Origin of the sequence: Pontibacter rugosus (assembly GCF_042678745.1) — a bacterium.
GTDB lineage: Bacteria > Bacteroidota > Bacteroidia > Cytophagales > Hymenobacteraceae > Pontibacter > Pontibacter rugosus.
Window position 1 is genome coordinate 1 of record NZ_JBHTLD010000162.1, and the last position, 12,233, is coordinate 12,233.

General features: G+C 51.4%; 11 protein-coding genes. 7 read left to right on the top strand and 4 right to left on the bottom strand.

Annotation, left to right across the window (positions count from 1 at the left end; translation table 11 throughout):
• Window positions 1-397: 397 nt before the first annotated feature.
• The 5 genes from egtB (at window position 398) to ACFQ2O_RS15690 (ending at window position 7,158) form a co-directional block, all read left to right on the top strand.
• On the top strand, window positions 398-1,681 hold the full coding sequence (gene egtB / locus ACFQ2O_RS15670; RefSeq protein WP_377529669.1) for an ergothioneine biosynthesis protein EgtB: 1,284 nt from the start codon (window positions 398-400) through the stop codon (window positions 1,679-1,681).
• 34 nt (window positions 1,682-1,715) lie between these two features.
• Window positions 1,716-2,696 (top strand): L-histidine N(alpha)-methyltransferase, encoded by a 981-nt coding sequence (gene egtD / locus ACFQ2O_RS15675; RefSeq protein ID WP_377529672.1) that lies wholly within the window; start codon window positions 1,716-1,718, stop codon window positions 2,694-2,696.
• A gap of 1,043 nt (window positions 2,697-3,739) precedes the next feature.
• Window positions 3,740-4,759, top strand: a complete 1,020-nt coding sequence (locus tag ACFQ2O_RS15680) for an SDR family oxidoreductase (RefSeq protein ID WP_377529675.1) — start codon at window positions 3,740-3,742, stop codon at window positions 4,757-4,759.
• 471 nt (window positions 4,760-5,230) lie between these two features.
• Window positions 5,231-6,493: a DUF2254 family protein gene (locus ACFQ2O_RS15685; RefSeq protein ID WP_377529678.1), complete on the top strand. Its 1,263-nt coding sequence runs from the start codon at window positions 5,231-5,233 to the stop codon at window positions 6,491-6,493.
• A gap of 137 nt (window positions 6,494-6,630) precedes the next feature.
• A complete protein-coding gene (locus tag ACFQ2O_RS15690; RefSeq protein WP_377529680.1) occupies window positions 6,631-7,158 on the top strand; it encodes a DUF421 domain-containing protein in 528 nt (175 codons plus the stop codon).
• A gap of 882 nt (window positions 7,159-8,040) precedes the next feature.
• On the opposite strand, the gene ACFQ2O_RS15695 is transcribed toward ACFQ2O_RS15690, so the two are convergent.
• From ACFQ2O_RS15695 to ACFQ2O_RS15705, 3 genes are all read right to left on the bottom strand, one after another.
• Window positions 8,041-8,793 carry a hypothetical protein gene (locus ACFQ2O_RS15695; protein ID WP_377529683.1) on the bottom strand — a complete coding sequence of 251 codons (753 nt, stop codon included), beginning with the start codon at window positions 8,791-8,793 and terminating at the stop codon, window positions 8,041-8,043.
• Between the two features lie 216 nt (window positions 8,794-9,009).
• Window positions 9,010-9,258 carry a DUF2795 domain-containing protein gene (locus ACFQ2O_RS15700; protein ID WP_377529687.1) on the bottom strand — a complete coding sequence of 83 codons (249 nt, stop codon included), beginning with the start codon at window positions 9,256-9,258 and terminating at the stop codon, window positions 9,010-9,012.
• A gap of 103 nt (window positions 9,259-9,361) precedes the next feature.
• Complete coding sequence (locus ACFQ2O_RS15705; protein WP_377529691.1) at window positions 9,362-9,748, bottom strand: hypothetical protein; 387 nt, start codon at window positions 9,746-9,748, stop codon at window positions 9,362-9,364.
• A gap of 140 nt (window positions 9,749-9,888) precedes the next feature.
• Here ACFQ2O_RS15705 and ACFQ2O_RS15710 point away from each other — a divergent pair, with 140 nt between their 5' ends.
• Together ACFQ2O_RS15710 and ACFQ2O_RS15715 are read left to right on the top strand one after the other, a co-directional pair.
• On the top strand, window positions 9,889-10,560 hold the full coding sequence (locus ACFQ2O_RS15710) for a plasmid transfer protein (protein WP_377529694.1): 672 nt from the start codon (window positions 9,889-9,891) through the stop codon (window positions 10,558-10,560).
• 17 nt (window positions 10,561-10,577) lie between these two features.
• Complete coding sequence (locus tag ACFQ2O_RS15715; RefSeq protein WP_377529697.1) at window positions 10,578-11,018, top strand: beta-barrel fold lipoprotein; 441 nt, start codon at window positions 10,578-10,580, stop codon at window positions 11,016-11,018.
• A 611-nt stretch (window positions 11,019-11,629) separates the two neighbouring features.
• Here ACFQ2O_RS15715 and ACFQ2O_RS15720 read toward each other — a convergent pair.
• On the bottom strand, window positions 11,630-12,233 hold a 604-nt coding region (locus ACFQ2O_RS15720), incomplete at its 5' end, for a Panacea domain-containing protein (RefSeq protein ID WP_377529700.1).

Sequence of the window (12,233 nt, forward strand, 5' to 3'; positions counted from 1 at the left end):
CCGCAAGCTGCTGACCACGCTGCTGGAGATGGACGGCTGGTCCTGGAGAGAGGTGTACCAGCCCGAGTAGGGCCTGAGGCCGGGGAACCGCAGGAGCTGAGTTCTGTTCCTTGAGTTCTGCAGTTCTTGCCATCCGAGTGGCACTGGTGGTTTGGGCTCTGCGCTCAACAACAAACCATGGGGTGGCTTTGCCGTACTTTTCCAAAAGGAGTGAAGTAGGGGCAATGCCGGCCTATAGTGAAAAACTGAGTATATACGAAGATTCAAAAAATGTTGCTTACCTGGATGCACTTAGGACGCTGGACACGAACTAGACTCCTCATTCTTGACCCCATACTACAGGCTGTTCCAGAACAGTTTGTACCATAGCAGGCAGGGCCAACTAAAACAGATATGCATGAACACTACCTTTACTGCACTTGCCATACAGCAAGCCACAGAACAATACCAACAGATTCGGGCCCGCACTGAAACTATTTGCCAGCCGCTGGAGCCGGAAGACACAGTTGTACAGCCTATTGTTGACGTAAGTCCTCCCAAATGGCACATGGCGCACACCAGCTGGTTCTTCGAAACTTTCCTGCTGCAACCCCACCTGTCTGGCTACAAGCCGTTTCATAAGCAATACAGCTACCTTTTTAACTCCTACTACAACAGCGTGGGTAGCCGTGTGCAGCGCGATCAGCGCAGCACCCTGACACGCCCGCCACTACGCGATGTTTATGCCTACCGCCAACACGTGGACGAGCACATGCAGCGGCTTTTCAAGCAACTGGATGAAGGGAAAGACAAAAGCAAACTCGCTGAACTCTTGTCATTAGTGCAGCTAGGCCTACAACACGAGCAGCAGCACCAGGAGCTGCTCATCACCGACATCAAGTATATTCTCAGCACCAATCCGCTGCTGCCGGTTTACAAGCGACCATTGCATCAACCAGAAAACAGTAAGGCAACCAAGGCCTCTTTCTTAGAGATTCCGGGCGGCACGTACACTGTTGGCTTCCAGGGTGAAGGATTTAGTTTTGACAATGAACTAGGCGTGCATGAGGTGCTTTTAGCAGACTTCCGGATAATGAACCGGCTCGTGACAAACGGTGAGTACTTGGAGTTTATCCAGGACGGCGGCTATGGGGATTTCAGGCATTGGCTGGATGAGGGATTTGCACTAGTGCACACCCAGCACCTGGAGGCGCCCTTGTACTGGGTGAAGCAGCAGGACGAATGGTGCCGCTTTACGATGCATGGGCTGGAAAAGATTAACCCGAACGACCCGGTGTGTCACCTAAACTTCTATGAGGCAAACGCGTATGCCAACTGGGCCGGAAAGCGCTTGCTAACGGAATTTGAGTGGGAAGCAGCCTCTCAGGTACATCCGCCCACCGGAGGCAATTTTGTAGAGCGTGGGCGGCTGGAGCCTTCCGCAGCCGAACCGGCAGTCAAAGGCGTCCAGCAGTTGTACGGTGATGTGTGGGAGTGGACCTATAGCGCCTATCACCCTTACCCGCGCTTTGAGAAAGCGCCCGGTGCCATTGGTGAGTACAACGGCAAGTTTATGCTGAACCAGATGGTGCTGCGCGGCGGCTCCTGTGCCACCTCCGAAAGCCACATCCGGACTACGTACCGCAACTTCTTTCACCCCGAAAAGCGCTGGCAGTACAACGGCATCAGGCTGGCCCAATAAGAAGCAGATGAAATTGACTCCTACACTACCCCCTATGATAGAATTAAGTCGCAAAGAAGACGGCACTAGCGATACAGAGGTTTTTGCAAAAGATGTGGCCCATGGCCTAAGCCAGGAGCCCAAGTCGCTTCCTTCCCGCTACTTTTACGATGCCGCAGGCAGCAAACTCTTCCAAGGCATCATGGCGCTGCCCGAGTACTACCTGACCCGCTGCGAGTTTAAGGTGCTGACAGAAAACAGGGAGGAAATGGCAAGGCAGTTTGCAGCAAACGGCTTCTTTCACCTGATCGACCTGGGTGCCGGTGATGCCATGAAAACAAAAGTCCTGCTACGGGAGCTGAGCCAGCAGAAAAGTGCATTCGATTATGTACCCGTTGATATATCCGGAACCGCCATGAGCCAGCTTCGCGATAGCCTGCAACAGGAAATGCCTTCTGTGGATGTACAGGCTGTGGTGGGCGAGTACTTTCCGGCTTTGGAGTGGCTACAGGACAACAAAGCCGCGCGCAAGGTAGTGCTGTTCCTGGGCTCCAACATCGGCAACTTCAAAGCAGATGAAAGCAAGCGCTTCCTGCAGCGCGTCTGCAGCAATCTCAGCAAAGCCGACAAGCTGTTAATGGGCATCGACTTGCGTAAGGACCCGGATGTTGTTTTAAGTGCTTATAACGATGCGTCCGGTGTAACAGCCGAGTTTAACCTGAACCTGCTGCGCCGCATTAACAGGGAACTGGGCGGCAACTTTAATGTAGACCAGTTCCAACATTACCCCATCTACAACCCGCACGAAGGGGTGATGCGCAGCTTCCTTGTCAGCAAAGAAGACCAGGACGTGTACATCCAGTCTACCGGACAGACTTTCCATTTTGATGCCTGGGAAGCCGTCCATACCGAAAACTCGCACAAATACACGCTGCAGCAGGTTTATGAGTTAGGGAAAGCTTGTGGTTTCAGCGTCGAAACTGTTTTCCAGGACAAGGCCTGCCGCTTTGCCGATGTGCTCTTCACTGTGGACTGACGGTTTTGCAGTAAGACGACAGTTCTTTATGTGAGGCCTTTGCAGCCTTTGGTGCAAGGGGCAACAAATGTGCGCTCCGTTTCCTGGTCGTTCACATAACACTCGGGCGCCTGTCCGAAGGCCGTTCCGCTGCTGGGTATAGCAGGACAGAGCCGGGCACCTGCACCCGGTGTTTTTCCCACCACGACCATTACGCTACTCTCCCTTTTGCAGCTAGCTGTTACAGTTGGAAAGCTGCTGTCCCTTGCGCTCCGAGCTACGCTGAGGCTTGCAAACCCTTGTGCAGGTGTTTAAGCTCTGAAGCAAGATGCTCCTTCTCTTTGTGCCACCGGCGTTTCTAGTCACACAGTCGTGCGCAGTGAAAGCTTAGCCTTTGCTGCACTTCCCGCCAAAAAGCGTACTCTGGCCTTCTTTTTAGAAACCATCTCCCGCCTCCACGTTAGAAGGTGCTAAGCCCCTTATGGAAAGAATACGAGTGTTAGCACCGGCTCTTCCCATTCGCTGTCTCGTCCACTCTGGGTACGTTGCCCTCTAAAGCCTCCTCATATGCGTCTCTTTAGCATCCGCTTGTTTTGCATAGTTGAACTGGCGGCACTCCTGGAGGATTCGCGATGCATGCACAGGCTCAACCGTGTGAGGTTAACGATTGTTCCTCAAGTTGTTATAAACGGCTATAAGGAGGCAGGCGTCTAAACTTGTGCTGCGAAGCTGATTTTTGCTGAGTAGCTAAAGAATAAAACGCTGAGGCAACATGTGCAGGTTGGTGTTCTCTGTTCCTGAGTCACAACCCATTGCTTAACGTTTTATGTACTACTGTTTATTTTTTACATATTTTCTTTGTTACCCCGTGAAGTAGATACTTGATAAAGGCTCGTACCACTCCGTATTTGTTTGCTAAGTTTAAATGTTGGCGGTTTTAGCCGCATGATGTGGCTAGAGTGTGTCTTCCTGCAGTAACACGCTTACTGAACCACCCCTAAACCTACACCCTGTAGCGGGCGTAAGATTTATAAAAGCAAAAGAATCAATGAACAAACAGTACGATGAGTTTAGAGCGTAGTGGAGACAAGGGCCGTCGTGGCGTAGCAGTTATAACAGGCGCATCGGCAGGCCTAGGCAGGTCCGTTGCCCGGAATTTTGCCCAGAACGGCTATGATGTAGCCCTTTTAGCCAGAGGTCTGGAGGGCTTGAAAGGAGCGCAAAGGGAGGTAGAGGAGGTGGGGCGGAAAGCGGTCTACTTCCAGGTAGATGTGTCAGATGCGGCTGCAGTAGAGGATGCTGCTTCCCGAACCGAAGAACAGCTGGGGCCTATTGACGTGTGGGTCAACAACGCCATGAACAGTGTTTTTAGCCCGGTGAAAGAGATGGAGCCAGAAGACTATAAGCGCGTGACAGAGGTAACTTACCTGGGGCAGGTTTACGGGACCCTGTCTGCCCTGAAGCGCATGCTCCCGCGTGACAAAGGAAAGGTTGTGCTGGTAGGGTCCGCGCTGGCTTACCGGGGTATTCCGCTTCAGTCAGCGTACTGTGGGTCGAAACATGCGGTTGAGGGTTTCTTTGACTCCCTGCGCACAGAGCTGCTGCACGACAAGAGCAACGTAAAGGTAACAATGGTGCAGCTTCCGGCCATGAACACAACCCAGTTCGGCTTTGTGAAAAGCCGGCTGCCAAACAAGCCCCGGCCGATGGGTACCATCTACCAGCCTGAGGTGGCCGCGGAAGCCATTCTGTTTGCCGCTGAAAATGACCGACGCGAGATAAACGTTGGCTGGCCAACCCTGCAGGCGATTGTGGGCAATAAAATAGCTCCCTGGTTTGCAGACTATGTGCTGGCCAGGAACGGCTACAAAGGACAGCAGACAGACGAGACAGACGAACCAGGCAGGAAGCACAACCTTTGGGAGCCCTTACCCGGCGACCATGGCGCCCACGGACCTTTCGGAAAGCAGGCCAAAGGCTATAGCCCGCAGCTGTGGGTAAGCCTGCATCGAAAACATATCCTGCTGGCTGCTCTTACTGCGGGAGCAGTACTCCTGCTCCAGAAGTGGGCGAGAGACTCCTAAAGTTTCTCTCGATTATAGTGCATGTGAATGAACTACTACAAACGATGCCTCCTTTAGCGACACTGCTGTTTAAAATGCGCTGCCGGTTTCATGAGCTGGCAGGCACAGCTTCCTGCATGGGAACAAGGCTTGTGTCCATGCTGTTCTCTGGCAGGCGACGCAAAGCCAGGAAGAGAAGAAACTAAAACAGGCTGTCAGAAGGCACAGAGAACTAGCTTGCGCTACACGCAAACAAGATTTCCCGGGCACTCCCCCAGTGAAGACTGTTACCCTGGTAGAAGACAGGCTCCACCGGACTCTACAAGCCTAGTAAAGCTAAAATAAAAGTCCGGCAAAACCCAAGTGGTGTGTTGCTTAAAGAAGCTGCTCTGTTCTTAACGCTGTAACCTCCGGCCCGACACCCGTATGCGGCTGCACGCGAGGAGCCGTTCGCCTGTACTTGCTCAAGGTCATTACTAACTTTTGTTTATAATGGAAATAACGAAGAGGAATCACGCTGCCTTAAAAGCATTGGGGCCTCTAGCCGGCAGAGGCGTCTCTTATGCAGCCCTGATTATTTTGGGCCTGCTTGCGCTCGCTTGGGGCACAACCTCTCTGGACAAAGCCTCTGGCGGGGACTCCCTCATAAACTACGTACCTTTCCTTAGAATAGATAATGCCGACACCGCCCGTGCCCTGCTTGCTTCACTGCTGCAGGGCTTGCTTGCCTCTGCGCTTCCGATGATAGCGGTGGTTGTCCTGGTGCCAAGAAGCATGTCGGGCGTCGTCAGTAGAGGAATAAGCTGGATAGCCCCCGGCACCGTCACAGGCACCATTGGGTTTCTCTTCGTCGTGCTAGTTAACCTTGGAATGCGGCCCTCACACGAAGTGCCGGTGCTGTCGGTAGCCATAGGGACGCTGCTGGCCTTAGCCAGCCTTGTTGCTGTTCTCCACTTTACCTACAACACACTTCAGAAGGCGCTGACGGGAAATAAGCTTAGCAGCCTGTACCGCGCCACCAGGCACCTGTTGGACAAGGAGCTCAGCAGTGGGAGCTATAAGGAAGTTCAAGAGGAGGATGGGGAGTGGCTGGTAGTAAAGGCATGGGTGTCTGGCTACTTCGACACCGTTACAGAAGGGAAGATAAAGGAGGCCTCTGTCAAAAGGGGGCTAAAGCTAAGGGTTCTCAGAAGCCAGGGGGCCTACCTGCTGAAAGGAGCGCCTTTCCTCAAGGTAAACAAGCCGCTAGACAAAAAGCTCCAGAAGCTGCTGGAGGAGAGCGTCATAATCCGACACCAGGAAGTGGGAAGGGAAAGCTGCTTTGACGGTTTCAGCCAAATCACGGCAGTAGCCGTTCGGGCGCTCAGCCCGGAAATGCGAGACCATGGCACGGCTGTCCAGGCAACAAACTATCTGGCGGATTTACTTTGCAGACTGCAGCAGCTAGGGGGGCAAAAGGTGGTGAGGCGTAAAGACGGTGTAGCGTGTCTTGCCTACGCCCCTGTACCCTTCAAGCGAACGTTCCGCCTGTGCATGGCAGCCATTCAGGCCTGCTCCACCCATGACGTTGCGGTACAGATACGTCTCATAGACCTGGTCACTACAGTAGGCGTGCGGGATGCACGTAGCCAGCACGGTGCTCTGCTGGAAGAGGCGCTAAATGCCATAGAGGAGGGTGCCGTGCAGCACCTGAAAAGCCAACAGGATGTGGCACACATCAAAGCCCTTCTGGAAGAAGCCAGGAGACAGGTATAACGGGAAGGGGCATGTGGAGCACCGTGTCATCTTCATTTTACAGAAGGGCAAGACGTAGTGAGAAGCCGTAGTGACAGGATAAACTTGCAAACTATTGTTTCCCGCTTACCTTTGAAGCTACCTGCTGAGTAAGACGTATGAATGAATTGATCGAAATAGCTATAGGCAACGACGCAGGAGTGCTAACCTGGTGGCAGATGTCGGTGCGGGCGGTAGTGGTATTCTTTGCCGCTTTGATGGTTTCATTCATCGGCAGCAACCGTGTCTTTAGCAAAAGCTCGTTTCCCGACATTGTTTTTGGGATTATGTACGGCTCTGTCTTAAGCAGGGCCATCACCGGCAGTTCTCCGTTCCTACCCACCTTAGCGGCAGCGCTAGTGCTGGTGCTAGTGCACAAAGGGCTGGCTGTCGTTGCCTTTCACTTAGGTGCAGGCTTCGGGCACTTCACTAAAGGCGAGCACGTAAAGCTGATAGAAGAAGGAAACCTACAGCGGCAGGCACTCAGAAAGCACTCCATCACAAAAGACGACCTCCTGGAGGCTGTGCACAGGTCAGGTAACAACGGGAACCTTAGTGACGTCAAGTCTGCTTACCTGGAGCGCAGCGGCCAGATAAGCATCCGCATGAAGAGTGGTGGCAGGCACAAATCAAACGAGAGTCCCTGAAACAGATTATTTATAAGGATGCTCACACACTACCTTGTGACTTGTGCAAGTCCAGTCACCATGCTGTGGCGCCTGCAGTAGAAGTATATTAACCGTAAATTTTGCCTATCCACAAGTGCATGAAAGGCGGGTAGCTACTACAAGCTCCAGAAGCCAAGACTTTCCTCATTTTAAGCCACAGGATGTAAGGTGCTCCTTCGGTTGCACGTAAATATCTGTTACCCAGTATTACCTCCTAAAGAAACAGGGGGTAGACCTGCATCGTTTCGCCAAAAATAACACGGAACACCGCCAGCAATGCTGCGGAAACAGGTGCAGAGGCGTAAGGCTTTAGCTTCTATAGCGTTAGATTTGGTGCTTACACCTTAACTGCGACAGCTTCTATCAGGCATAACGGCCACGCTTATGCCCGCCCTTTCGGCAGGAACAAAGTCAAAATTGTATGATGGAGGTCTGTGAGGTTGCCGTGCACCAACGTGCAAGGCCTTGCGCGTTAATGTCCAAACACAACAGATTCTCTAGACCGTAGGGACTGAGGAAATATGTAGGGACTGAGGAAATATAAGGAAAGAACAAAAGAGTAGCGGCAAGGACAGATGCAACAACTGCCCGGCTCCAAAAAACCTGAACCAGGCCATCAGTATCTTCTGGCTCGGTGCGGCAAGATTGAGACGTTTTAAGCACAACAATGTACATAGGCACCTTGCTATTCTTTGTTAAAGCACCCTTTCACGAATAGTTCTCTGACAAAAGCTGTGTTCTAAGGTGAGGCAGGATAACCTTCTTTAGGCACACTTCCTGTCATAAGGTTCCTGCTGGCGCCCACAGAAGCCCCACCCCTCTGGAGGGGGCTTCTGTGGGCGCTGGTAACTTTCTTTTACTTCATGTGCATCTTGTTCCGTTACCCCTCATGCTCATCACAGCAAAAGTGACACCTGTGGCAGTTGTAAAAGAGGAGACGCTAGTGACAAAAGAAAGCAGGCGGGCTAGTCCTTTGTCCCCGTCGTCAAACCCAAAGATGAGCTTAAGCCCAAACCAAACTGGATAAACAGCAAGGTGTGCCGTGACGGCAAGGCCTATGAGCTTCCTCCAGCTTGGAAGGCGCACCAGTCTTCTTTTGCGTTCACCGTCTGTGGCACTATGGCCAGCGGCCAACCCTAGAACAGTGGCAAACGCCAACCCCAAAAGTGGTGCGCTAAGCTCCTGCCAGCCTATGGGAGGCTCGGTGCACAGTGTCACGCTAACTGCCGCCAGCACAATGGGAGCTGTGGAAAGTAACATGGATACCAGTCCCTGCGCCAAGAGGTGCCATTCTCTTATCGCAGCACCGAGTCCTGCTGCCAGCATGTGGTGATAGGGCAGGAACAACAATCCGACAACCGTGAGGGCTAGAAAGTCCTCGCCAATTCCGTAGGCAAGCAGAGCGGCAGATAAAAAGAACCTACCCATCCGATTGGAGGTGAGCGTGGTAAACTGCCACAGCTCCTCGTACACATCGCTGGCAAGCTTTACAGGACGCTTCTCTACCTTAGAAGGGTCCGTAGCGGATGGTAAAGGAGAACAACACAGGATGGTAAAAAGGAGCCTCCACCAGGTTACAAACAAACCGTTCAGCCTGAGGCACCGTACTCTCAACTTCTACCACGTCCAGCACCAGCTCCCGATGGTCAGGTGTGTGCTGCTTTTCCTGCCAAACGGAAACCTGTGCAGCCCCCGAAGAGAAGGCGATATCAGCAATACTTCTTCCCTTTCCTGCAGGCCCCTTTAACAGATATCAAGTGCATCGTATTGTACAACTAATCAGTAGCCCAGCTGGTTCTTTGCCACAAACAGAGAGGCGCTTTTCACTTACTAAAGTCGCGCCATATGGTCATCCACATCTCCTATTTCTTTGATAACCTCTGTTTGAGAAAGATAGATCTTGTCGGGGAGCTGGCTTAAAGCCTTTGTTACCTCATCGTCCTGACGAATTCCTTTCCGAGCGTGCTCCATTAGATCCTGCTTGCTTGCCGGGTAGTCCGTCCCTTCTAGCCTTTCCTGTATCTGTAAAAAAACCACCTGTGCCATAACTTCTAAAGTATAAGGTAAATCATCAGACAAGGTACAATAAGATTCTAAAAAAAGAAGTACAATCCTAAGGACGAACTACTGTCCAACCGTGATCTTTGCCCACTATCTTATTTATCTTCTGTTTACATACTGTCTAGGGCACAGAAGTGTTTAGAAGAACTTTTACAACCAAGCCAGGGAGCATGTTGCCTCCCTCCGGCAGCATGCTGGAGGGAGGAGAACTGCTTCTTACCGTCTTCGCCCGGTTTAAGGGGATTTTACAGTTTTTCCTTACCAGTTTCCGTTGCAGTTCCCTTGTCTGCAGCATCAGTTCTTCCTGCACCTTGAGAAATGCTCTAAAGTCCTTTGCCTGCACGTAAGCGAAGGTTTCTAGTTCAAGGAAGCAACTCTCAGCTCCACAAGCCGGATCAGACCCCGTGTTATGTTCCGGCACAAGTCCGGCTGAACAGCGGCCTTTGTTGGGGGTGCTACTAGGACATGCGGCATGCGCATTGTGCAATCCATCATGCGGCTTGCGCATAGATAAACGCAATATTAGATTGGTAAAACCATATTCAAAATTCTGCAGTATAACTGATGGCCCGCCTTTAACTGCGCTGCGAATGCCCGGTTTGTACATGTGAAGAAGGAGACCCGCAGAAAATTTTAAACCCCATTACCGTGAGGAAATACTTTTACTTAATCACCGCCTTAACCATAGGGTGGGGTGCCGTGCAGGCCCAGCAGGTGGTCTTCGACCCGGCGGTGGTGTCTACGCTCGTGGTGAACCACACCGCGCAGCAGGCTGCCCTGAAGGACATCAAAGAGAGCGAAGCAAAGATCTTTGTAGTCCAACAGGCTATTGCCTCAAAGATGGTCCAGATAAAGGAGCTGGAGGAGAAGATGTATAACTCCCTCAAGTCGGTGCAGTCGATCATCGGGCAGAGCAAGAACATCGTCTACGCCTCCCGCATCGCCCAGGACATCGGCACCTACCAGGGGCAGATGATGGACATTGCCCAGGGAGACCCGGAGCTGCTGCTCATCGCCGCCAAAACGGAGCTGGAGCTCATCAACCGCACCTCCGACCTGTTCACCTACATCTACCAGGTGGCCGTGGTGGGCACGGACGTGAACCTGATGAGCAACGCGGACAGGCTGAACCTGATCCGGCACGTGGTTGACGAACTGCGCATCATGCGGGGGCTCTCTTACTCGATCACCCGGCGCATGCGCGTGGCCAAGCACGCCGGGCTCTACCGGACGCTCAACCCGCTAGGTTTGAAGTACCCCGACAACAGCCAGGCCATTATCCGCTCCTTGCTTGATGAGTATAAGACGATTCAAAAGTAAACTCCACTACCAGGCTTATGAAAAAGATATCCCACTTACCAATTTTACTCCTGTGCGCCCTGCTCCTGGCAGGTTGCGGCGATTCCGGCGGCGGCCCCACGCCCAATGCAGCTACTTTCCGGGTAGACATTCAGCAGCGCGGGGACTATGCGAAGTTTGCCAAAATCATCAGTATCCATGGGGGGGAGTTCTACCGCACCGGCACTGAAGAGAGAATGCCCGTCGTACTGTTTGAGGAACACCTGACCGAGGAAAGCTATTCCTATGAGGCAGAGGGCGTCCGGGAGCTCAACATCCAGACCACCTACGGTTTCTCAGCGGTGGAGACGCCGCCGGCCGCCATGGAGCTCGAAGTCACCGTGTACCAAAACGGGAAGCAGGTGGGTCGGAAGATCTATGCCTATACCCATGAAACAAACGAGGCCAATGAGTTTCTACGCCACCAGGCTAACCAGTAGGGGTAATATCAGCATACATTAGGTATTAAGCTCTCCTTCTGTTATCGGCTCGACTGCATGGAACCTTCTCGATGCTCTGGAAATTAGAAAAGCCCTTCCTCAACGGATGGGCTTTTCTAATATGTTTAATACTTTAACTTAAATTAGGTTAAAGCGTTCCTTGTCTCTTTGCGAAATAGTTGTTGCACTGCGTAACGCTGCTAAAACTGCACTTAGTTCACTTTTGTTAAGGACACCACGCACAAATGAAGGGTTTTCCTCTAGTTGCTGTTTGATTGCGGATATGTTCTGCGCTTTATTTCTGAACAGTTGGCGTAGCAGTCATGATCTACCATATTGCGTTAATCATTTTGCATTAGTATTTGAAGACTAGATAATACAGGATTTCTTCTAATGAAAGCATTCAGCTCTGTATTGATATAGACCGTGCCTAACTCTGAACCGTCGCTACTTAACCCAATAATTATCCAGAACTTATATTTGGGGGGAGTGGTATCAAGGACCAGCGAGCGAACAACTGTTCCTATCGTTAAGGATCGGGTGCTATAAGCGCTGCGTTGTTCTTCTGAAAAGTACTCGCCTAAGCTTGCCACAATAATAAAATGTACGTTCTATAATGAATAGTAATGGCTATTTGATATAGATTCCTCCAAATACTTTATAGCATCTTCATCCGCTCCACCGGCCGCCGCAATTTTAAGCGTATCCATAACACCGCTCATTGAAGCAGCACCCCAAGCCATATCATGAGAAACCTCTTTCAACTCAGAATAAGACCAATGTCTGCAAAATTCTATTGCGCAGTGAAGGCATTCTTTTTCGGTTTCTGCAAAGAAGTCCATATCTGGATCAGCCAAAGCCTTTAAATTGTAAGGTTTAACTGCGCCGAGTTGTTTCTTCACGCTATTTATATACTCTTCACTTAGACGCTTATCATTATTGCGGCCATCTGCAATCTTTACCAAATCATAAATCTCAGTAGGCACTGGCCCTGCCTCCATTTTTATGAAGCCGTCACCTACTATAGTGTTCCCGTAAGTTGCTAAACATTTTCGCTCTGCAAAGTACAGCGTCCTAAACGCCTTATGATAGTCAGGCGTACCTAATTGCTGTACCACGTACAGCAACGTGTGTAGAGCTTTCTCGTGGTCAAAGGTTTCCGCTAACATAAGACAATATAAATACAATTTGGGGCAAAAATACAGCAATAATAAC

Bases quoted from the DNA above. Each gene is read 5' to 3' on its own strand.
- egtB (WP_377529669.1), top strand. From the start codon at position 398: ATGAACACTACCTTTACTGCACTTGCCATACAGCAAGCCACAGAACAA.
- egtD (WP_377529672.1), top strand. From the start codon at position 1,716: ATGATAGAATTAAGTCGCAAAGAAGACGGCACTAGCGATACAGAGGTT.
- ACFQ2O_RS15680 (WP_377529675.1), top strand. From the start codon at position 3,740: ATGAGTTTAGAGCGTAGTGGAGACAAGGGCCGTCGTGGCGTAGCAGTT.
- ACFQ2O_RS15685 (WP_377529678.1), top strand. From the start codon at position 5,231: ATGGAAATAACGAAGAGGAATCACGCTGCCTTAAAAGCATTGGGGCCT.
- ACFQ2O_RS15690 (WP_377529680.1), top strand. From the start codon at position 6,631: ATGAATGAATTGATCGAAATAGCTATAGGCAACGACGCAGGAGTGCTA.
- ACFQ2O_RS15705 (WP_377529691.1), bottom strand. From the start codon at position 9,748: ATGCGCAAGCCGCATGATGGATTGCACAATGCGCATGCCGCATGTCCT.
- ACFQ2O_RS15715 (WP_377529697.1), top strand. From the start codon at position 10,578: ATGAAAAAGATATCCCACTTACCAATTTTACTCCTGTGCGCCCTGCTC.